The organism is Paenibacillus sp. Y280 (genome assembly GCF_056786335.1).
Genome location: NZ_JBXCIW010000003.1, coordinates 42,504 through 63,180 on the forward strand (window position 1 = coordinate 42,504; position 20,677 = coordinate 63,180).

The window sequence follows — 20,677 nt, forward strand, 5'->3', positions numbered from 1 at the left end:
GGGGAATGAATGAAATTTGCAGTATTGGACTTAGAAACGACGGGAAATGGCTCGGAGGATGACATTTTGCAGGTTGGGCTGGTCATCGTTTCTGATGAGCTTGAAATCATCGATACGTTTAGCTCCTTTGTTCGGCCTAACATCCCAATACCGACTTTCATTACACAATTAACAGGCATTGATGAAACGGTCGTTGCGGATGCGCCAACGCTTAAAGAGGTCATCGCCAAGCTTGTTCCGTTATTGGATGATGCAGTGCTAGTTGCTCATAATGTTGGCTTCGATGCCGGCTTTTTGAATCAAGCGCTAGCCCGCTGCGGCATGCGTGCCTTTAACGGCCGAAGGCTGGATACGATTGAATTGCTTCGCATTTTATATCCCACAATAAATACGTATCAGCTCGGAGCCGTTTCTGAGCTGTTCGGAATACAGCATGATCAGCATCATCGTGCCGATAGCGATGCAAGGGCAACCGCGCTATTGCTTATCGAAACGATTACAAAGCTTCGCAAACTGCCGCTGCTCACTTTGCAGCGGCTATCTGCGCTTGTAGACGATGGCAGCGATTTGTGCTGGTTTATTAAGCATACGCAGCAGCAGATGGAGTATCGTACCGTCTTTGAATCGAATGAATACGATTACTTCAATCAATTTGCGATGAAGGTAAGAGAATGGAGCGATGAGCAGCCTGCCCGTACAGGCAGCAGCGACGCTTTGCCATTAACGGATGTATCTTTCGACAATTATTTGGCTGACGTCAGGCAGCGCTTTGAGCAAAAGTTCGAAAATTATGAAGAGCGTGAAGCGCAGGTATCGATGTTTAAAGAAGTGTTCGGCGCGCTCAATCAAAATCAGCATTTGCTTATCGAAGCGGGAACAGGTACAGGAAAATCGCTCGGTTATTTAATTCCTGCCCTTTACTATGGCATTCAGAACGGCAAGAAGGTTGTCGTCAGTACGCATACGATCAACTTGCAGGAGCAGCTGAGACAGCGTGATTTGCCGCTTCTCGAGGACATTTTGCCATTCGAATTTAGAGCTTCTATCTTCAAGGGCAGAGGCAACTACTTATGTCTGCGCAAGTTCGAAGGAAAAGTAAATACCAAAGACCTTGTTTCGCCAATTGAGGACACGGTCACTGCAGCACAGATGGTTGTCTGGCTTGGCGAGACGGAGACAGGCGATCAGGAGGAGCTTAACTTTGGCAACAAAGGCGCCGAATTTTGGTCAACGGTAGCAAGCGACACGGATTCTTGCTTGAATCGGGCTTGTCCATGGTTCAAGCGATGCTTCTATCACCGTGCTAAGCATGAAGCGAATATTGCGGACGTTACGATAACGAATCATTCGATGCTGTTTACGGACGTTCAAGCCGATCATCGTTTGCTTCCGGCCTATTCTCATCTTATTATTGATGAAGCGCATCATGTTGAAGAGGTGGCTGGCAAGCATCTCGGCATGCAAATCAATTATTTTTCTTTGACACAGGCTGTGCTTCGCTTGTTCAAGGACAATCGTTCAGGGCTGTTGCCTGCGCTGCGTCAGAAGCTTATGTACGAGGATGACGCTCACCAAGCTTCCTGGCTGGAGACGATTGATACGGTTATTCCTATTTTTCAAGAGATTAAGGAGCACTGGGATAAACTATTTGAAATGCTTTATAGCTTTACGTCTACCTCTTCGGATAGTCCAACCGAAAACGGGCAGTCCGTGTGCCGCCTTAAGAAAAACGAGCTTCCAGCAAGCTGGGAAGATGGCGTTACAGTTGAAGAGAATTTACATACCGAGCTTAACCGTGTAGTTCGTACTGTAGACAAGATGGTTACCGATATTAAAGACCGTGTAGACGATTCTGGCGTACAAGCGATCATTACCGATCTTAACGGAGCCGTTCGCGATTTATCGCGTCTTAAGGATGAGCTGCGGACCTTTATAAAGCTTGATCTTGCGGATTCGGTATTTTGGATCGAGGCGAGCAGCACTTACCGTCATCGGTCTGTACAATTGTATGGCGTTCCTGTAGATGTAAGCGCGCAGCTTCAAAAGTACTTCTTTGATGTAAAAGAGAGCATCGTATTGACGTCAGCAACGTTATCGGTGCAAAAATCATTTCAATATGCATCAGAGCAGCTCGGGCTGACTGGCTATGAAGAGCAAGGAAAGCTTAAAACCGTACAGCTTCCCTCGCCCTTCAACTATAGGGAGCAGGCACTCGTTGTCATACCTCGTAATTTTCCGGTGCTGCGAGGCGCTGCTGTAGATGATTCTTACTTGGATATGCTTGTAAAATCGCTCGCAGACGCTGCAAAGGAAACGAACGGGAGAATGCTCGTGCTGTTTACGTCCTACCGGATGCTTAAGCAGGTATATGAGCCGCTTAAGGATCAATTAAGCGCAGCAGGCATTCAAGTACTCGGACAGGGCATCGACAGCGGCAACCGTACAAAGCTCACTAGACGATTCCGCCAGACGCCTGAGTCTGTTCTTCTTGGTACGAGCAGCTTCTGGGAAGGTGTAGATATTCCTGGCGAAGCTTTGATTTGCCTGGCTATCGTTCGATTGCCATTCCAGCCGCCGAATCATCCATTAGCAGAGGCCAAGGCTGAAATGCTGCAGCGTCAAAAGCAAAACCCATTTATGAAGCTGTCTATTCCTCAAGCGGTTATACGCTTTAAACAGGGCTTCGGAAGGCTTGTAAGAACATCGCAGGATAAGGGTATTGTAATCATATATGATACGAGGGTAATTGATACGTACTATGGGAAGCATTTCTTATATTCCTTGCCGGGTCCAAAAATCGAAACGATGCATACGGATCAAATGATTGTACGGATGCGGGAATGGTTGTCGGAAGAAAAGCAGGAAGTTCCGCAGTTGAGTCAAGCTGCGTCTAGTGCTGAGGAGGAGAAGCGATGAAGCAAACGAAAATATCGGAGGCCGTAGTCAGAAGGCTCCCGATTTATCTCCAAGTATTGAACGAAATGCATAATCGCGAAATTCAAACCGTTTCATCACAAGAATTAGGCGTGAAGCTTGATCTAAATCCTGCTCAAATCCGTAAGGATCTTGCTTATTTCGGTGATTTTGGGCGCAAGGGTGTCGGCTATGACGTCGTTTATTTAATTGAAAAGATACGGCAGATTTTGAAGGTTGATCAGACGATCAAGGTTGCATTGGTGGGAGCCGGCAATTTAGGACATGCCTTATGCAATTACAATAAATACTCGAAGGACAACATGCAAATTACGGCCGTATTCGATGTGCACCCAAGCAAAATCGGAACGAGCATTAACAATTTGATCGTGCTGCCTATGAGCGAATTGGTTAATACCGTTTCGGAGCAAAAGATTAGAATTGGCATTATAACGGTGCCGGCTTTTGAAGCACAAAATGTCGCCAATCAATTCGTGGAGGCAGGCGTAGAGGGGATATTGAACTTTGCGCCTGCCATCCTGCGCGTACCGGATGAAATTCGGATACATAACGCGGATTTCACTAAGGAGCTGCTTAGCTTAGCTTACTATTTAGTTAGAGAAGGAGAGTCCAAGGATGAGTCAGATTTGGATTGAAGATGGTTTGTTTGTTACGATGGATGATGCAAATCCAACGTTTAAGGGACATATGGTCGTTACGGATGACCGGATTACCTACATAGGTACGGAAGCGCCTGTACAGCTTTCAGAAGGCGTCCAAAAAATCGACGGAAGCAAGCTGGCATTTATGCCAGGCCTTATTAACACACATGGCCACGCGGCGATGAGCCTGCTGCGGGGATACTCCGATGATCAGAATCTGCAAGTATGGCTAGAGCAGAAAATGTGGCCGATGGAAGGAAAATATGTCGATCAGGATACGCGTGCCGGCAGCGCTCTTGCTATTGTTGAAATGCTCCGCTCGGGTACAACGGCTTTTGTCGATATGTATGATCGGATGGATCAGGTTGCACAAATGGTAGAACAGAGCGGTATCCGCGGCGTATTGACACGAGGTGTAATTGGCCTATGCCCGCCGGACGTTCAAGAGGCAAAGCTTGCTGAGGCAATCGCATTCGCGCGCGATTGGAACGGCAAAGCGGATGGCCGCATTACAACGATGATTTCTCCGCATGCGCCTTATACATGTCCGCCGGATTATATTGAACGGTTTGTCCAGGCTGCACATGATTACAACTTGCCGCTGCATACGCATATGTCCGAAACATTAGCTGAGGTTGAGCAAAATGTTAGAGATTACGGCGTTCGTCCCGTTGAGCATTTGGAGCGGCTTGGCTTCTTCTCGCGCCCAGCGCTCGTTGCGCATGCCGTGCATCTAAACGATGCTGAGATCGAGATCCTTGCTGCCAAGGGGGTAGCGGTATCGCATAACCCAGTAAGCAATCTTAAGCTTGCGAGCGGCATCGCGCGCGTACCCGACCTGCTTCGTGCCGGCGTGACCGTATCGCTTGGAACGGACAGTGTCGCAAGCAACAATAATTTGGATTTGTTTGAGGAAATTCGGTTCTCTGCTCTGCTGCACAAAGGCGTGTCAGGCGATCCAACCGCAATTCCGGCAATTGAGGCATTAAAGCTGGGTACTGTCTACGGAGCCAAATCCATTTGGCAGCAGGATCAAATCGGCAGCTTGAAAGAAGGAATGAAGGCTGATTTTATCGCTATTAACATCGAGCAGCCGCATTTCTATCCGAAGACGGATATGATCTCGCATTTGGTTTACTCCGGATCCGGACGCGACGTTGCGCATGTATGGATTGACGGGCGGCAAGTACTCAAATTCGGCGAATGCACCTTCCTCGATGAGGAGAAAATTCGTTACGAGGCGCAAGCGAGCTTCGATCGCTTGCTGCAAGCCTAATGCGCGTAATCGCTAGAAAACGTCCGCCGTTTATGACGCTGCAGAAATGGTTGTTTTTGATCGTCGCTAGTCTTTTGCTGCTGATCACCTTTTTCTTTATTTATTTTCGCGATATACAAGGTCCAGAGTGGTCAGCCATAAAGGATGCCAAGGAGCAAGCAACAAAAGCGGCTGATCTAGCTTCTATTAATAATGTCTATCATCATATATGGAGCAAAGAGAGCTGGGTTGTTGAAGGCGTAAATCAAGCGGATGATAAGGTATTCGTATGGCTGACCGAAGATCAATTGCCCAAGATCATTAATGCGGATGATGCCGTGTCGGAGCAAACGCTGAAAAGTTCGTTTAATAACGAGAAGCCAGACGCGAACATTAAACGAATTCAACCTGGCCTGCTTGGTGGAAAACCGATTTGGGAAGTCTATTATGATGATGGCCAGAAGCCTCTGCATATCTTGTACGATTTCTATAGCTTTGATGACGGAACCTTCATTGATTCTTATAAATTGCCTGCCAAAACGGAGCCCTAAGGCTCCGTTTCCTTATATTGATGGACGAATCTCGCAGCTTAACATGATATACTTTCGTATAGCGGAATTGATATACGGAAAGATCAATATATAGTTGCGGGAGGTAATTTCATTATGATAAAACCACGTGTGATGCCGGTAATCATTACCGCTGCAATTTCGGCTTCCGTTTTGTTTGGCGGCTGGGCCATTTATAATCAAGTTGCTGTAGCAGCGCCATTGGAGCAGGTTGTTAATGAAGTGCAAGGCGTAGTATCGTCTGGCAAACCGGTAATGGACAGCGAACAAGTGACTATTCAGGTGGAGTTGGCGCCAAATGCTAACATCCGAGATATATACGAGAATATTTCTGCAAACGGCAAAAACGTGTTTGGTGACCGCAAGCTAGTGCTGGATATAAAAGAAAAATCCAGCAAGCAGCTGGATGATCTATGGTATTCCTCGATGTTCGAGGTTGCAGAAGCGATGGAAACAAAAACGTATTCGAGCATTCCAGAAGCAATGAACAAAGCAGCAAAAGCGATGAAGGATGTAACAATTGCAACAGTGATGGATGATAACAACGTATATATAACGATTACGAATAAAGAAGCAGTAAAATATGTTGTGCTTCCACGTACGCCAGCTCAATTGGAGGCATGGTAATATGAGAAAATACGGAGTGGAAATCGCAATCGGAATTGTACCTGTACTCATTGCTTTTTTAATTTTTATTGGACAAAATATCTTTCCCATACTGATGCTTGGCGTATTGGGCTTTGTGGTAGTCTATGCAGCGCGAGGCAAAGGCAAGCTAACGGCTATGTCGAGCCAAAAGCGAAGCACAGAGGCGAAGTCGACACCACTAACCTTCGATCAAATTGGAGGGCAGGAGCGGGCAAAGCAGGAGCTTGTAGAGGCGCTTGATTTTCTTGTTCATCAAGAGCAGATTGCTAAGCTCGGCATCCGGCCTCTGAAAGGCATTTTGCTTTCAGGTCCTCCAGGAACAGGCAAGACTCTGCTTGCAAAGGCGGCTGCGCAGTATACGGATTCGATTTATTTGGCTGCCTCGGGCAGTGAGTTCGTAGAGATGTATGTCGGCGTAGGTGCGGGACGTGTGCGTGATTTGTTCAAGGATGCCCGCACGAAGGCGAATAAAGCGAAAAAAAGCAGTGCGGTCATATTTATCGATGAGATTGAGGTTATTGGCGGCAAAAGAGACGGCGGCCAGCAGCGTGAATATGACCAAACCTTAAATCAGCTATTGACGGAGATGGACGGCATCTATGCAAATGAGTCGCCACGTATTTTGTTGATAGCGGCTACCAACCGCAAGGAAATGCTCGACAGCGCGCTTTTGCGTCCAGGCCGTTTCGATCGCCATATTGGAGTCGATTTGCCGGATAAGAAGGGCAGGCTGCATATTTTGAACATCCATGCAAAAAATAAACCAATGGACGAGAATGTTGACTTGGATCGTATTGCAAAAGAATCATTTGGTTTCTCAGGCGCTCAGCTTGAGAGCGTGATGAACGAAGCGGCGATATATGCGATGCGGGAAAGCAGCGACAAAATAGGCGAAAACCATCTTTCTATGGCCATAGATAAAGTCATGATGGGCGAGAAGACGGATCGGGAAGCTACGAAGGAAGAACGTGAGCGCATCGCGCTCCATGAGCTTGGACATGCCATTATGGCTGAGGTTGTTCGACCAGGAAGCGTATCGCAGGTTGCGTTATCGCCGCGCGGACAAGCGCTAGGTTATGTACGCCACAACCCGCAGCAGGATCAGTATCTTTATACGAAGCAGTTCCTCAATGGTCAAATTATGATTGCGCTAGGCGGAGCTGCTGCAGAGGAAATGTTCTACGGCGGTCGAAGCACAGGCTCGCGAGGCGACTTTGAGCAATCGATGAGCATTGTCAAAACGCTGGTTGAATCCGGATTAACGGATCTTGGCATTATTGATGCATCGATGATAACCAAGGAGGCTTATGCGAACATCAACCGCGAGATTCTAGATGAGCTGATGCTGCAAACGAAAGCGACGCTTGAGTCGAAGCGTGCTATCTTTACACAATCGCTAGAAACGCTGCTTCGAGAGGAAACACTAAGCGGAGATGAGTTTAGAAGCCTCTTTAAGTCAAACTCAGCAGCATAAAGCGTTTACAATATTACAATTTGAAGGCGGAGTGTCTGTCCGCCTTCTTTTTTTGATGAAAACCGTTATAATAAGGTTGAACTATATTTGCAGAGAATGCTTTTACTTTACGAGGCAAACTCACCATTTTAAAGGAGCTATTACATTGCATATAAAAACAGTAGGCGTGGTTGGGGTAGGAACAATGGGGCAAGGCATTGCAGAGATGCTTGCTTCGAAAGGATTGGATGTTATCATCATCGAGCACTCGGATGAGCGTCTTGAGTATGGTAAACAAATGATAGAATTAAGTCTGGATAAGCAAATCGAGAAGTGGGCGCTCACGAAATCCGAGAAGAAGCTGATCATGAATAAAATTGAGGCAACAACCAGCTATGATCGATTAGCCGAGTGCGAGCTTGTCATTGAAACGATAACAGAGGATTTGGAATTGAAAAAAGCGGTATTCGAGCATATCGACCATATATGCGGACCTGCTGTTATTCTTGCAAGCAATACGTCTACGCTGAGCCTGACGGAGCTTGCCAGTGTAACGAAGCACCCTGAACGTGTTATTGGCATGCACTTTATCTATCCGGTATTCAAAATCGATCTGGTTGAAATTGTTCGAGGTCTGAAGACATCAGAGGAAACCTTTATACATACGAAGCATTTTGTAGAAGAGGTTATTAACAAAAAAGGTGTCATGGTATTCGAATCCCCGGGCTTCGTAACGTCGCGCCTCATCTGCTTATTCATTAATGAAGCGCTGCATGTGCTTGAGGAGGGCGTTGCATCTGCGGAGGATATTGACAATGCAATGCGGATCGGCTATTCGTTCCAGCATGGTCCATTTGAAATGTGCGACCGCTTTGGCCTTGATTCTGTGCTGGCAGCGCTGGACCGTATGTTCCGCGAGTATGGCGAGCTTAAATACCGTCCATCCATCGTGCTGAAAAAAATGGTCCGTGCCGGGCATCTTGGCGTCAAGTCTGGCGTAGGCTTCTTCAAATACGATAAGGATGGGGATCGGATCTAATGAAAGTATTAGTCATCAATGCAGGAAGCTCCTCGTTAAAATATCAGCTCTACGACATGCGGGATGAATCGGTGCTTGCGAGCGGCAGAGTAGAGCGCATCGGGATGGATTCCTCCATCGTCACGCATGAACCAATCGACAAGCCCGAGGTGCGCCATGTAAGTGAAATATTGGATCATGTTACCGCGGTTAAGCGCGTAGTGGATATGCTGACGCATCCAGAGTTTGGTGCTATCAGCCATTTGAATGAAATTGATGCCGTTGGCCATCGCGTCGTTCACGGCGGTGAAGTATTCAGCAACTCGGTGCTTGTTACGCAGGATGTAAAGCTTGAAATTCGCAGGCTGTTCGATCTTGCTCCGCTGCATAATCCTGCGCATATGATGGGGATTACTGCGGTAGAAACGAATCTTCCTAATGTTCCTCAAGCAGTCGTATTCGATACGGCATTTCACCAGACGATGCCGAACACGTCCTATTTGTATCCGATCCCGACGGTATTGTACCGCCGTCACAAAATTCGGAGATATGGCTTTCATGGCACCTCGCATTCTTATGTAAGCGCTCAGGCTGCTGATTATTTAAAGAAACCGTTGAAATCGCTCAAAATGATTACTTGCCATATCGGAAATGGCGCAAGCTTAGCGGCTATTTTAGACGGAAAATCATTTGATACGAGCATGGGCATGACTCCATTGGAAGGGCTAATGATGGGTACGAGAAGCGGCGATATCGATCCGGCAATTGTGCCATTCGTGATGAATAAAGAAGAATTGACATTAAATGAAGTTAATTCTATGCTTAACAAACATAGCGGGATGCTGGCTATTTCCGGTATAAGCAGCGACATGCGCGAGGTTACCGAGGCGATGCTTGACGGTGATAAGAATGCGAGGCTCGCTTTCGACATGTATGCTTATCGGGTGAAAAAATATATCGGCGCTTATGCTGCCGCGATGAACGGCGTGGACACCATCGTGTTTACAGCTGGCGTCGGCGAGAATTCAGCAGCTTTGCGCAAAGAAATATGCGAAGGCATTTCATTCCTCGGAATTGAGCTTGATGAAGAACGCAACGCTGAACGCCGCAAGGATGCGCGTGAAATTACTAAGGACAGCTCACGCGTAAAAGTGCTTGTCGTTCCTACTAACGAAGAGCTGTTAATCGCGAGAGACACGTACAATCTTGTTCGCCAAGCGAACTTGTCATAAAGGTTAGTATAGGAGGCAGCCGGCAGTGAACAACGAGATATGGAAGGCGTATTCGCATGGAATGGCCGCTGCATTGCAGGAGGGCGGCGTTCATGTATCTGCGATGCTCCTGCGCACATACCGCCAGCTTGATTTGTCGGACTCTGAGGCGATGCTGCTGCTTCAAATCATGGTATATATGGAAGCGGATAGGAATGATTTTCCGACGCCGGAGGAGCTGGCAGATCGGATGGGGCTGACGGGCCGAGAGGTTGGCCAAATGCTTGGGCGGCTCATGAAGGATGATTTTCTGACGATTGATGAATATGTCGACATCGGGACAGGCATGCAGTCGGAGCGCTACAATTGGACGGGCTGGCTGCTGAAAGCTGCTGCTTTGACAGCGGAGCAGAAGCGGGAGACGAAGAAGGCTGAGCGTCAGCCATTGAAGCCGCAAGCCGTGTCATCATCGGATTTATTTAGCGTTTTCGAGCAAGAGTTTGGGAGACTATTGTCCCCAATTGAATGCGAGACGATTTCCGGCTGGCTTGACCATGATCGTTATACCGATGAAATCATTCGTTTTGCGCTCAAAGAAGCGGTCTTCGCCGGCAAGCTAAGCTTGCGATACATTGACCGGATATTGATTGAATGGAGCCGCAATCGGGTGACGAATGCCGATGAGGCGCGCGCTCATGCGCAAAAGTTTCGCGGAGGAAGAGGCTAAGCCATGAGGCTTAGCTTTTTTATTGGAATATATGATCCATGAGCAGAATTATGGCTTGCTGGCATATAGGAGACATGAACTCGGACTTATGCTGTTGGTAACCGTTAAATATCCTCTTTCTTCAAGCCAGTGAACAAGAGCTGAAGCAAAGATTGGCGTCCAGTTGGCAGGGAAAGCGGAGAGCTGATTGTTCGAATCAGACTGACATTCATTGTACTGGGCCATTAGTCCACTAATGACAAGACGCCCACCGTTTAGAAGCACTCTGTCCATCTCTTCCAAAGCCAGCTGCTGCTGGGATGGAGTCAAATGGTGCATGGCGAAGCTGCATCCAATAAAGGCATAGCTTTGAGCAGCTAATGGAAGGGCGAGTAAATTGCCCTGCTTCGCATCGATTTGAGGCAGCCTCTCTCTCAGTATCGCGAGCATTTCTGCTGATTGCTCTACGACGGTTAGCCTTGAGCAGACTGAAGCTAATAGTACGGATAGGTTTCCGCTGCCTGCTCCTAATTCGAGGCCAAGCTCTTCTGCCCGAGGATCCAGCCATTCGACTGTTTTTAAGAGCGTTTGGTGATATTGCTCTTCTGACAGTACACCTTCAAGCGACACCATTGGCGCGTTGTAGCCGTAGCTGAGCGCCAGTTCATCATAATTCCACTGATCGCTCCAGGACGCTCGCAGAATGCGGTTATGCTTCATTTCCTCGGCAGCGCTCTCCGCCTGCGTAAGAATGGCTTCGCCGCCTCTCTGCCATGCCATGATCGTTTCGTCTAGTGCTTGGAGCGATTTAGTCGTCGTAATCCATTGTTCATACAATTGGGCACGTGCTCCGTCAACTTTGCGTATAAAGGCTTCCGGCTGATGCAAGACAGATAGCGCCTCTTGAATTGCCGCTATAGGCATCCCCAGCTCTCGCAGCGAAATAATCCAGCGAAGCCGAATAAGATCTCCATCGGAGTAGGATCGATAATTATTTTCTAAAGCTTTGTTAGGACTAATTAGCCCTTTTTCTTCGTAAAACCGCAGCGTGCGCGGCGTAACGCCGAGCTGCTTGGCAGCCTCATGCACCTTCAAACCGATCAACCCCCTCATGCCATTATGAACATTTCCGTTACGTCAAAGTCAATATGTAATTATACTGAGCGAGCTTAATAATGAATATCCTTTTATTTACAACTGATTATTTCTGTCGTATTCTTTTGAGTGACATCGGTGTAAGACCTCAATTATGCATAGGATTTCAGGAAGTTAGTTAATGGAAAAGGAGAGATTGAATGACATTAGTTGCAATTGGAAAGAAGGAATTCGATTCATTGGATGTTGAAAGATTGGGATGGGCATGCATGGAGCCTACTTTTCAACAAATTCGTGGAAAAGATGCTTCAGTTAAAACGGCTGCAATCTCCCAGCTCACGTTGGGACAGCAGGCGTTGTGCATGTTCAGAGTGATGTATGATCATGCCAAACATTCGAGAAGTGAGTATTATGCCTGGATATCGTATTTGCTGGATAAGCCGAGTTACTGGTCTGGAGTAACAGGTGGGCTTCGATTCTTTGGTGATGCACCTATGCTTGAATTGCTTGAGGACACGAAAAAAGTTCTTGGGGCGCGAAATGCCAAGCTAGGCTTGCAATGGAGTGCCGCTGCGCTAAGCGATGTGGATCGTGATGATGAACTGCTAAGCGCTGTGAATCATTTATTTGAGCGTTTCCTAAAAGTCGCTCCTCATTCGTTGAAGCTAATCGCCTCCTATATTCGATCTTGTCCGCAGCAATTTGTTGAAATAGTTGAAATAGAGAGCAAAGATTCAATTGTAAAAGAGTGAAAATGGCTAGCGACAGTGCGATGATGACGATGATGCAATGTTTGGACGGTAGCTTAGCTGCTCGATAAACGTTGCAATTTGTGCAACAGAATCCCTTAAAGCAGCCTCGTATACTACTAATGAGCGGGTTCTGCTGCGTTTCTGCAACGCAGCTCTTCAATTTGTGAGTCATGTAAGGTTTCTATTGTAGTTTGTGCAGTGTGTTGCTTTGTTGAGCAGGTGAGTTACTTTGTTCTGCAGCCAGAAGGGGTTATTTGGATTGCAGCAGTTATAAAAAAACAGGCGTCCCATCACCAAACCTGCTGATGAGACGCCTGTTTTACTACTAGTATTGTTCTGAAAAATTAGCGATTGCCGCGCTGCAGCAGCTCCAAACGGTATACATACTCAAAAATAAACTCAAACGCTTCAAGGTGGCGTTTTGCTTCAAAAGCATTGGCGCCCCAAGCATAAATGCCGTGCTTGCGCAGCAAGATGCCTGGGATGTTAGGAATGATGCGGTCCGTAACTTCAGGTACGATAGAAGGGATGTGAGCGAAGTTGGAGACGATTGGAATATCGATATGCGCTTCCTCGTCCCAGATGTTAAAGCCTTTAATGAGCTCAACGCCGTCAACCGGAACTGACTTGCGATCCCAGAAATATTCAGAGATAACGCTGTTGAAGACGGTGTGAACGTGAAAAATGGCGCCTGCGCCAGTCAGCTTGTAGATTTCGCAATGGATAAGCGTTTCTGCCGATGGCTTGAGGCGAGTAGCCTCGCAAGGCTTGCCGTCTTGGTCAACGAACAAATAGTCTTCTGGCGTATGAACGGTTTTATCCTTGCCGCTTGCCGTAACTGCGAATTGAAAATCATCGGGCTTGAAATCACCGACACGAATCGATAGATTGCCGCTTGTTCCTGGAAACCAGCCGCGCGAGGCGAATAACTCCTTTACGTCGCGAAGCTCGGAAAGCGCACGTTGTTTATCTTCTAAGGCGATTTGTTGAAAGCTCATTTCGAAGTCGTCCTTTCAGCATTCATAAATTGGATAATGTCATGGAAATTTTCATATTCATGATGCACAAGCCCAAGCTCCTTGCATTTCACGGTCAGATGGGAACGTGAGAACACAACGTCAGCGAGCTTTGCACCTTCAAAATCAGTTACGCTGTCACCGATAATAATCCGCTCGTATTGATCGGCCGGAAAGCGGCGCATAATGGTCGTTTTGCACATGCCGCAATCGTTGCTGCAGTGCTCATCGCATGGATTTGGCCACAATATTTCGATTCTCTCGCTGCTAAAGTCGCTGCCATTGCAATAGATATGATCACTTGGAATGCCGAACTGTTCAAGAATCGGATAAACAAAAAAGTCGATGCCGCCGCTCGTAACGAAAAATTCAATCTCCTGCTCTTTGCAAAAAGCAAGAAAATCACTGAATCCTTCCCGAATCCGCGCGTTGGATATACTGAATGCAATGACTTCCTTTTGCATGGAAGCAGGGAGAAGGCGGAATAATTGTCCGACACCATCTTTGATCGTCAGCTCCTGCGAAATCGTTTGCTCAGCAATCTTCTCCCAGCCTTCTGGGTTAAAATGTTTAATGATAGCGATGATGTTGTCATTAACAGTAATCGTGCCGTCAAAATCACAGAACACGATGAGTTTCTTAGTTGAATTGATGGCACTCATTACTCTTTGATCCCCCAAGCATTTATAGCCGCTTGCAGCGCTTCATTGCCTGATTGTGCTGCTGCTTCGCGAAGCGGCACGTTGTTTAATGCAGCAGCGATAGCTTGACGGAAGGCTTGTCCACCGGCAGCCGTGCCCATAGGGTGGCCGTGGATGCCGCCGCCGGCATTAACGACTACATCTGTACCGAAATCTTTTAGAATAAGCGGAACAAGACCGGGATGAATACCCGCAGACGGTACGGGAAAGCTGGTCCGCAGGCCATGCAGCGGCTCAAGCAAAGCATCCTTAACTGCCAAATTTTCTTCCTTCGGCATTACGACTGAGCCGTAAGGGGACGGAAACAAGACGAGATCTGCACCTGCTAGACGCATGAGCTTCCCAAGCAGGAGCGAGGCGCTAATGCCGTAATGCGGCGATGGGTACATAGCGCCAGCCATTGCGGGATGCGCTGCAATTGGTACATTTATCGTTTTGTCGCTGCTAAGCTCGTGAAGCACATCGTAGCCATATGCAAGAACGTTGAACAATAAAGCGTTGGCTCCAGCGTTTATTGCTTTGCGTGCATTCGCGGCAAGCTGAGACGTAGGTCCGGTCAAATTAACCGCATAGAGCAGCTTCTGGCCCGTTTCCGCTTCCGCGCGGCGTGCGGCGTCCATACAAGCTTCAACACGCTTCTCAAGCGGCGTAAGCGGATTTTCAAACAGAATCTCATCATCCTTGATCAGATCAACGCCGCCAAGCGCTTGTTTATAGAATTGATCCTGCAGATTTGCAAGATCGTACCCGACAACCGATTTGAAAATACTCATCAGAAGCGGCCGTTCCGCAACGCCAAGCAGATCGCGAACACCGTTTAGGCCGAATTTCGGTCCAGGGAAAGCAGAAGCAAAATCCTCCGATACATCGAGGTCAAGCAGCTTGATTTTGCCATCCATCGAGAGCTTGCCGAACACGGTAACGAGAAGGGCAGGCAGATCGCGGCTGAAGTTAATGTCAGGATAAGCGATCCGAATGTCAGCATAACGCTCGCCTGGGAATGCGTTTTCCGGCTCGTGCACGTTAACGGACAGCACTTTGCCAAGATGCTTCTCCATATCCGCTTTTTGCGCTTCGGGAAGCTCTGTCCAGCTGCCAACCGTCAAGCCGACTGCTATCGAAAGCGCCTTTTTGTTAAAATCGGCTTTATCGTCATAGGAACGATAGGTTGCGATACATACTCCGTTCATTCCGTAATGCTCCTCTCAATATCTGCTCCGAGCTCGCCTGCGCGTTCGGCAGAGCGTTTTACGCCCTTATTGATCGTTTCTAGGAAATGGTTCTCGGCCATCAGCTCAATGGCAGCTTGCGTCGTGCCGTTAGGCGATGATACTTTACGGCGCAGCTCTGCAGGCTCTTCGCCAGTGTATCGGACCATCTCCGCCGCACCAAGAACAGTTTGAACGACTAGCTCTTTAGCCGAAGCCTCGGAGATGCCAAGCTCGATAGCAGATGCAATCATGGATTCCATGAAAAAATACACATAGGCAGGTCCGCTTCCGGACACGCCGGTTATGGCCTGCTGCAGCGATTCATCAACGACGGCATTGATGCCGATGGAGCTGAAGATCGCCTCCGTTACGATTTGCTGCTGCGAAGTTACGCTCTTCGAGTAGCTGATCCCGGTAGCTCCAAGACCTATCGTGCTTGAAGTGTTCGGCATTGCCCGGACAACTGCACCTTTCCCGCCAAGAAGCTTCTCGATTGCGTTAATGGACAAGCCTGCGATTACCGAAATAATGAGCTGCTTTGGCGAAACCAAAGGCTGAATAAAAGCGATAGCAGCGGCTGCATCCTTCGGCTTCATCGCCAAAAAGATAATATCCGCTTCACGCAAGTAAGCTTCGTTGCTTGAGCCTTGAACGATCGTTTGTACGCCATAAGTCTCATTAAGCTCGTTAAGTCGCTCTTCATTTTGCCGATTAAGCATGGAGATGCGGCTTGGTTCAACCAGCTTTTTGTTTATTAATCCTCGTGCGATCGCCTCGGCCATCGATCCGGCGCCATAGAAGCAGATTTGCAGACTGGCAATGCCAGCTTGTGTCAGTAGGGTCATTGTTGTATACCTCCGTCATTTCATTTTGAATTTTATTTAGCTTGCCGTTGTGCATGCAGCATTAACCTCGTATTTGACCAGTCCCATAAATCCGGTATTTAGTCGAAGTCAGGGCAGGCAAGCCCATTGGTCCGCGTGCGTGCAGCTTTTGCGTGCTAATGCCGATTTCCGCACCGAAGCCGAATTCGAAGCCGTCGGTGAAGCGGGTGGAGGCATTATGATAAACGGCTGCAGCATCAATTTCTTGAATAAAACGGTCAGCATGCTGCGCATTTTCCGTTACGATACATTCGGAATGCTTGGTGCCGAAGCGCCGGATATGAGCAAGAGCAGCGTCAAGATGCGGAACGACACGTATATTCATAATATAGTCATTATATTCTGTGCTATAATCCTCATCCGTAGCAAGCTTGGCGCCAGAAATCAGAGCAACGGTTCTCTCGCAGCCGCGAAGCTCAACCCCAGCCTGAATGAAGCGATCAGCAAGCTGTGAAAGATGCTTATCGGCAAAAGATTCCTCAACAAGCAGAGTTTCCAGGGAGTTGCATACAGAAGGGCGCTGTACCTTTGCATTAAAGGCAATTTCGACAGCCATATTGTAATCGGCGCTTGCATCCACAAATGTATGGCAAATGCCAGCGCCTGTTTCGATGACTGGGACCGTTGCATTTTCAACTACGTTGCGAATAAGCGATGCGCCGCCCCGCGGAATAACAACGTCGAGCAGACCGTTGAGCTTCAGCATTTCGTTAACCGAAGCGCGATCCGAATCCTCGATAAGCTGAATGGCATCGGCTGGCATAGCTGTTGCGGCAAGTGCATGTTTGAGTACCTCTACAATTTTGCGATTCGATTCGATTGCTGCCGATCCACCGCGAAGGACGACGCTGTTGCCTGTTTTTAAGCAAAGGCCAGCCGCATCGACGGTTACGTTCGGACGCGCCTCATAGATCATGCCTATAACACCGAGCGGCACTCTTACTTTTTCAACCTTCAGCCCATTTGGACGGTCAAAATGCTCAAGCAGCTCGCCGACAGGGTCTGGCAGCTCTACGATTTGCCTAAGTCCTTCAGCAATTGCGGCTACACGGTCGCTATTAAGCGCGAGTCGGTCGAGCAGGGAAGGGCTTGTGCCTTGCTCGCGTCCGCGCTGCAAATCAAGCTCATTTGCGGAAATAATGGCAGCTTGCTCGGCGAGCAGGGCGTCAGCCATATGTATAAGCGCTGTATTTTTTTGGTCTGTCGTCAATCGATTCATAATGGCTGCTGCATCCTGTGCTAATATTGCTTTCTGTCTAACTTCGCTGGTCATAATAGGAAGCCTCCTTATTATTTCAATGTAATCCATTCGTCGCGATGAATAAATTCGATACGGGAAACGTCGACCCTGCGCTTCACTTCCTCCGTGGTCAGACCGGCAACCGCTTGAATTTGCCAAGCGGCGTAATTCACGACGCCGCGGCCAAGCGTTTCGCCATGGCGATTGGTAACTTCAACAACGTCGCCAGGCAGAAACTCGCCTTGAACATCCGTAACGCCAGCGGGCAGGAGACTCTTGCCGCCTTCAAGCAGAGCGTTCACTGCGCCATCGTCGACGGCAACCTTGCCTTGCGGCATCGAATGAAAGCCAAGCCACTGCTTCTTCATCGGCAGGCTGTTCAGCTTCGTATCGAAATAGGTGCCGCGGCCATTTCCTTCAACGGCGAGTGCCAAATCACCTTCCTTCTGCACTTTTCCGATAAAGGCATGCACGCCGCCTCGCATGGCAATCCGCGCAGCTTCGATTTTGGATCGCATGCCGCCTGTGCCGACTGAGGAGCCAGCGCCGCCAGCAAGCTTCATAATATCGTCGGAAATTTGGTCAACGCGCTCGATTTTGACCGCTTGCGGGTTTTTGCGCGGATCTTCGGTGTACAAGCCGTCCATATCGGTAATGATCACAAGCTGGGCAGCTTTCGTCATGGCCGCGACTAGTGCGGATAAGTTGTCGTTGTCTCCAAATTTAAGGATAAGCTCGTCTGTTGCAACCGTATCATTTTCGTTGATGATCGGGATGATGCCAAGACGCAAAAGCTCTTCAATTGTCATCAGCGCATTTTGGATGCGGCGGCGATTGGAGAAGTCAGCCCGCGTCAGCAATATCTGTGCGGCTACGATGCCGTATCCGCCGAAAGCTTCCTGATATGCCTGCATAAGCAGCGCTTGACCGACTGCGGCCGCGGCTTGCTTCTCATGCACTATCTTCGGCTTAACGCTATAACCGATTTGACGAAAACCTGCTGCGACTGCGCCGGATGTCACGAGCATCACGCTGCTGCCTCTTTGGTGAAGCATCGCGAGTTCCGAAGCGAAATACTGAATGCGTTCGCGGTTTAAGCCGCCTTCCTCAGACGTGAGCGAGCTGCTGCCAATTTTTACGACTATACGTTCTGTCATTGTTAATCCCATCCTATGCTTGTTTCGTGACAACAAAAAAGACTTCCGTCCATAAAGGACGAAAGTCTTAGCTTCCGCGGTACCACCTTTGTTGACGATCTCTACAAGTAGGATCGTCCAGCTTAAGCCTGTAACAGAAGGCGCTGTCCGGCTCATCGCCGGCCGCTCGGAGGTAGGTTCAGCAAGCGGCCTTCGGTAAATTCTCGCAGCCCATGGAATTTACTCTCTGATCGCGACCCATCTTGCTTAATTGTCCCGTCATCACGTTTCATGTTCAATTCCTACAAGCATATCACGATCCAATGCCGCTGTAAAGAAAGTCAAATGGCCGATTTGTACTAAAATAAATTCAGCTTTCCGATCCGCTCGACCGCTTCCTCTAAGCGTGCTTCATTCGTAAGCAAGCCGAGACGAACAAACCCCTCGCCATGCGTCCCGAACCCTACGCCTGGAGCAACCACGACGTCTGCCTCCTGCAGCAGCAAATCGGCAAACGATTCAGAGGTGAAGCCTTCGGCTACGGGCAGCCAGCAGAAGAAAGAGCCTCCCGGACGAGCGGCTTTCCAGCCAATACGATCAAGCGCGGCGAATAAAGCATCGCGACGGCGTTCATACATTGCTTTAAGCTCGGTTACGCATTGCTGCGGGCCGGTCAAAGCAAGTGCGGCAGCCTCTTGAATACCGCCAAATAAGCTGCAGTAGTAATGATCCTGTATTAAGTTAATAAGCTTGACGATTTCTGAATTGCCAATCGCAAAGCCTACGCGCCAGCCAGCCATATTATAGGTTTTGGATAGCGTATAAAATTCTACGCCAACTTCCTTAGCGCCTGGCGTTTGAAGAAAGCTTAACGGCTTATTTCCATCGAAGCCAATAGCGCCGTAAGCGAAATCGCTTGCTACGACAATGCCGTGCTTTTTGGCGAACTCCACCGTTTCCGCATAAAATGCAGCATTCGCGACTGCGCCTGTCGGATTGTTCGGGTAGTTCATGAACATCAGCTTGGCTCGTTCAGCGAGCTCTGGACTTATGGCATCGTAATCCGGCAAATAGTCGTTTTTGTCCGTTAATGGCATAAAGGCCATTTCGGCTCCCGCAAGCGCGACGCCCGACCAATAATCCGGATAGCCGGGATCTGGCACAAGACATACATCGCCGGGATTCAGAAGGCACTGGCTTATTTCGACAAGTCCAGTTTTGCCGCCAAACAAAATGGCAACTTCAGTCGTTGGATCTACATCTACGTTATAATCTTCTTTGTAACGCTTAGCAACAGCTTCCTTGAGAAAAGGGTAGCCGCTAAACGGCGGATACTTATGGTAAAGCGGATTAGCAGCAGCTTCCTGCAGCTTCGCAACAATATGGGGAGGGGTCGGCTGATCCGGATTGCCTTGTCCCAAATTGATGACATCGCGTCCCTTGGCCGTTTGGGCATTCGCTTTGGCGACCAGCTTGGCAAAAAATTGCGTCGGAAGTCCATTCATCCGATCTGCAGGTTGAATAAGGTGTTGCCCGATTTGTGTTTCCATTCCCTCACACTCCACATGAAAAATCGCTATCTAGTTAGACAATAGCTTTAATGTAGCACGAATGTGGGGAGATGAGAAGCATTATGCCCTAAGTAGCGGGAACGCCGATCTTTTTAATAAACGGTTTGATATCTGCCTTGAACAAGAACAAATACGGTCTGCGCTTCTCGTCAAATACGAGCAGCAGCGGCGGTTTGTCTTTGCAGTAAAATAAAAACAGATCATCGGAAGTAACCGTAATGTCCCCCGTTTTAATCGTCACGGCCTTCTCAAGCGGTACCCGATATACATAGCTGCAGCTTTCGTCGCTTGTCAATTGGGGTGCGAGTCCCGTAATGGAGCCGATCCATGAACCTGCTAAGGATTGATACTCTGCATCATTCGGGATCGTTTTGATCACTTTGCCGGCAGCTACATCGAATACCTGTACAGGCTTGAGACCAACCTCAGAGCTGGGTGCGACATGGGCAGGATGGGCGGCAGCAACATGAGCAAACAGAAAAAGCGAGCAGCATGACACAAGTATCGCGGCTATTCGTTTTGGAAGCATAACAGACATTCTCCTTCTCTATTGTAATGTGGTAAAGAACTTGTTGTTACGTTTCCCATCTTGACACAGAACCATGACAGGGTATCATTAGGGAAAATAAGCAATTA

Annotated in this window: 19 protein-coding genes; 10 read left to right on the plus strand and 9 right to left on the minus strand. The window is 48.4% G+C overall.

What is annotated here, in order from left to right; translation table 11 throughout:
- Nucleotides 1–9: 9 nt before the first annotated feature.
- The 9 genes from dinG to AC1TPC_RS04765 all read left to right on the plus strand — a co-directional run bounded on the left by dinG (nt 10) and on the right by AC1TPC_RS04765 (nt 10,456).
- A complete protein-coding gene (dinG, locus tag AC1TPC_RS04725) occupies nt 10–2,916 on the plus strand; it encodes an ATP-dependent DNA helicase DinG (RefSeq protein ID WP_482065705.1) in 2,907 nt (968 codons plus the stop codon).
- On the plus strand, nt 2,913–3,569 hold the full coding sequence (locus AC1TPC_RS04730; RefSeq protein ID WP_482065706.1) for a redox-sensing transcriptional repressor Rex: 657 nt from the start codon (nt 2,913–2,915) through the stop codon (nt 3,567–3,569). Before dinG ends, AC1TPC_RS04730 begins: the two co-directional genes overlap by 4 nt.
- The gene (locus AC1TPC_RS04735; protein WP_482065707.1) at nt 3,550–4,851 is read left to right on the plus strand and encodes an amidohydrolase; all 1,302 of its coding nucleotides are present in this window, start codon (nt 3,550–3,552) and stop codon (nt 4,849–4,851) included. The genes AC1TPC_RS04730 and AC1TPC_RS04735 overlap by 20 nt, the downstream gene beginning before the upstream one ends.
- Nucleotides 4,851–5,381 (plus strand): cell wall elongation regulator TseB-like domain-containing protein, encoded by a 531-nt coding sequence (locus AC1TPC_RS04740; RefSeq protein ID WP_482065708.1) that lies wholly within the window; start codon nt 4,851–4,853, stop codon nt 5,379–5,381. Before AC1TPC_RS04735 ends, AC1TPC_RS04740 begins: the two co-directional genes overlap by 1 nt.
- A 114-nt stretch (nt 5,382–5,495) precedes the next feature.
- Entirely contained in the window at nt 5,496–6,026 is a 531-nt protein-coding gene (locus AC1TPC_RS04745) for a hypothetical protein (RefSeq protein ID WP_482065709.1), read from the plus strand.
- A gap of 1 nt (nt 6,027) precedes the next feature.
- Nucleotides 6,028–7,521 carry an AAA family ATPase gene (locus tag AC1TPC_RS04750; RefSeq protein WP_482065710.1) on the plus strand — a complete coding sequence of 498 codons (1,494 nt, stop codon included), beginning with the start codon at nt 6,028–6,030 and terminating at the stop codon, nt 7,519–7,521.
- Between the two features lie 145 nt (nt 7,522–7,666).
- Nucleotides 7,667–8,539, plus strand: coding sequence for a 3-hydroxyacyl-CoA dehydrogenase family protein (locus AC1TPC_RS04755; RefSeq protein WP_482065711.1), 873 nt, complete (start codon nt 7,667–7,669; stop codon nt 8,537–8,539).
- Nucleotides 8,539–9,750, plus strand: coding sequence for an acetate/propionate family kinase (locus AC1TPC_RS04760; protein WP_482065712.1), 1,212 nt, complete (start codon nt 8,539–8,541; stop codon nt 9,748–9,750). Before AC1TPC_RS04755 ends, AC1TPC_RS04760 begins: the two co-directional genes overlap by 1 nt.
- Nucleotides 9,751–9,775: 25 nt before the next feature.
- Entirely contained in the window at nt 9,776–10,456 is a 681-nt protein-coding gene (locus AC1TPC_RS04765) for a DnaD domain protein (RefSeq protein ID WP_482065713.1), read from the plus strand.
- Between the two features lie 48 nt (nt 10,457–10,504).
- On the opposite strand, the gene AC1TPC_RS04770 is transcribed toward AC1TPC_RS04765, so the two are convergent.
- Nucleotides 10,505–11,524 (minus strand): MerR family transcriptional regulator, encoded by a 1,020-nt coding sequence (locus tag AC1TPC_RS04770; RefSeq protein WP_482065974.1) that lies wholly within the window; start codon nt 11,522–11,524, stop codon nt 10,505–10,507.
- A 206-nt stretch (nt 11,525–11,730) separates the two neighbouring features.
- Here AC1TPC_RS04770 and AC1TPC_RS04775 point away from each other — a divergent pair, with 206 nt between their 5' ends.
- Nucleotides 11,731–12,282 (plus strand): hypothetical protein, encoded by a 552-nt coding sequence (locus AC1TPC_RS04775; protein ID WP_482065714.1) that lies wholly within the window; start codon nt 11,731–11,733, stop codon nt 12,280–12,282.
- Between the two features lie 344 nt (nt 12,283–12,626).
- On the opposite strand, the gene mtnB is transcribed toward AC1TPC_RS04775, so the two are convergent.
- The 8 genes from mtnB to AC1TPC_RS04815 all read right to left on the minus strand — a co-directional run bounded on the left by mtnB (nt 12,627) and on the right by AC1TPC_RS04815 (nt 20,570).
- Nucleotides 12,627–13,280, minus strand: coding sequence for a methylthioribulose 1-phosphate dehydratase (gene mtnB, locus AC1TPC_RS04780; RefSeq protein ID WP_482065715.1), 654 nt, complete (start codon nt 13,278–13,280; stop codon nt 12,627–12,629).
- Nucleotides 13,277–13,960: a 2-hydroxy-3-keto-5-methylthiopentenyl-1-phosphate phosphatase gene (locus tag AC1TPC_RS04785; RefSeq protein WP_482065716.1), complete on the minus strand. Its 684-nt coding sequence runs from the start codon at nt 13,958–13,960 to the stop codon at nt 13,277–13,279. Before AC1TPC_RS04785 ends, mtnB begins: the two co-directional genes overlap by 4 nt.
- Complete coding sequence (locus tag AC1TPC_RS04790) at nt 13,960–15,189, minus strand: 2,3-diketo-5-methylthiopentyl-1-phosphate enolase (protein ID WP_482065717.1); 1,230 nt, start codon at nt 15,187–15,189, stop codon at nt 13,960–13,962. Before AC1TPC_RS04790 ends, AC1TPC_RS04785 begins: the two co-directional genes overlap by 1 nt.
- Complete coding sequence (proC, locus tag AC1TPC_RS04795) at nt 15,186–16,055, minus strand: pyrroline-5-carboxylate reductase (RefSeq protein ID WP_482065718.1); 870 nt, start codon at nt 16,053–16,055, stop codon at nt 15,186–15,188. The genes AC1TPC_RS04790 and proC overlap by 4 nt, the downstream gene beginning before the upstream one ends.
- A gap of 61 nt (nt 16,056–16,116) precedes the next feature.
- Complete coding sequence (locus AC1TPC_RS04800; RefSeq protein WP_482065719.1) at nt 16,117–17,367, minus strand: glutamate-5-semialdehyde dehydrogenase; 1,251 nt, start codon at nt 17,365–17,367, stop codon at nt 16,117–16,119.
- Nucleotides 17,368–17,384: 17 nt separating this feature from the next.
- Complete coding sequence (gene proB, locus AC1TPC_RS04805; RefSeq protein WP_482065720.1) at nt 17,385–18,491, minus strand: glutamate 5-kinase; 1,107 nt, start codon at nt 18,489–18,491, stop codon at nt 17,385–17,387.
- Nucleotides 18,492–18,829: 338 nt separating this feature from the next.
- Complete coding sequence (locus AC1TPC_RS04810; protein WP_482065721.1) at nt 18,830–20,020, minus strand: aminotransferase class I/II-fold pyridoxal phosphate-dependent enzyme; 1,191 nt, start codon at nt 20,018–20,020, stop codon at nt 18,830–18,832.
- Nucleotides 20,021–20,108: 88 nt separating this feature from the next.
- Nucleotides 20,109–20,570: a hypothetical protein gene (locus tag AC1TPC_RS04815; protein ID WP_482065722.1), complete on the minus strand. Its 462-nt coding sequence runs from the start codon at nt 20,568–20,570 to the stop codon at nt 20,109–20,111.
- Between the last annotated feature and the right edge of the window lie 107 nt (nt 20,571–20,677).

Coding starts and splice junctions, on each gene's coding strand:
- dinG (WP_482065705.1), top strand. CDS start 10: ATGAAATTTGCAGTATTGGACTTAGAAACGACGGGAAATGGCTCGGAG.
- AC1TPC_RS04730 (WP_482065706.1), top strand. CDS start 2,913: ATGAAGCAAACGAAAATATCGGAGGCCGTAGTCAGAAGGCTCCCGATT.
- AC1TPC_RS04735 (WP_482065707.1), top strand. CDS start 3,550: ATGAGTCAGATTTGGATTGAAGATGGTTTGTTTGTTACGATGGATGAT.
- AC1TPC_RS04740 (WP_482065708.1), top strand. CDS start 4,851: ATGCGCGTAATCGCTAGAAAACGTCCGCCGTTTATGACGCTGCAGAAA.
- AC1TPC_RS04745 (WP_482065709.1), top strand. CDS start 5,496: ATGATAAAACCACGTGTGATGCCGGTAATCATTACCGCTGCAATTTCG.
- AC1TPC_RS04750 (WP_482065710.1), top strand. CDS start 6,028: ATGAGAAAATACGGAGTGGAAATCGCAATCGGAATTGTACCTGTACTC.
- AC1TPC_RS04760 (WP_482065712.1), top strand. CDS start 8,539: ATGAAAGTATTAGTCATCAATGCAGGAAGCTCCTCGTTAAAATATCAG.
- AC1TPC_RS04775 (WP_482065714.1), top strand. CDS start 11,731: ATGACATTAGTTGCAATTGGAAAGAAGGAATTCGATTCATTGGATGTT.
- mtnB (WP_482065715.1), bottom strand. CDS start 13,280: ATGAGCTTTCAACAAATCGCCTTAGAAGATAAACAACGTGCGCTTTCC.
- AC1TPC_RS04785 (WP_482065716.1), bottom strand. CDS start 13,960: ATGAGTGCCATCAATTCAACTAAGAAACTCATCGTGTTCTGTGATTTT.
- AC1TPC_RS04790 (WP_482065717.1), bottom strand. CDS start 15,189: ATGAACGGAGTATGTATCGCAACCTATCGTTCCTATGACGATAAAGCC.
- proC (WP_482065718.1), bottom strand. CDS start 16,055: ATGACCCTACTGACACAAGCTGGCATTGCCAGTCTGCAAATCTGCTTC.
- AC1TPC_RS04800 (WP_482065719.1), bottom strand. CDS start 17,367: ATGACCAGCGAAGTTAGACAGAAAGCAATATTAGCACAGGATGCAGCA.
- proB (WP_482065720.1), bottom strand. CDS start 18,491: ATGACAGAACGTATAGTCGTAAAAATTGGCAGCAGCTCGCTCACGTCT.
- AC1TPC_RS04810 (WP_482065721.1), bottom strand. CDS start 20,020: ATGGAAACACAAATCGGGCAACACCTTATTCAACCTGCAGATCGGATG.
- AC1TPC_RS04815 (WP_482065722.1), bottom strand. CDS start 20,570: ATGCTTCCAAAACGAATAGCCGCGATACTTGTGTCATGCTGCTCGCTT.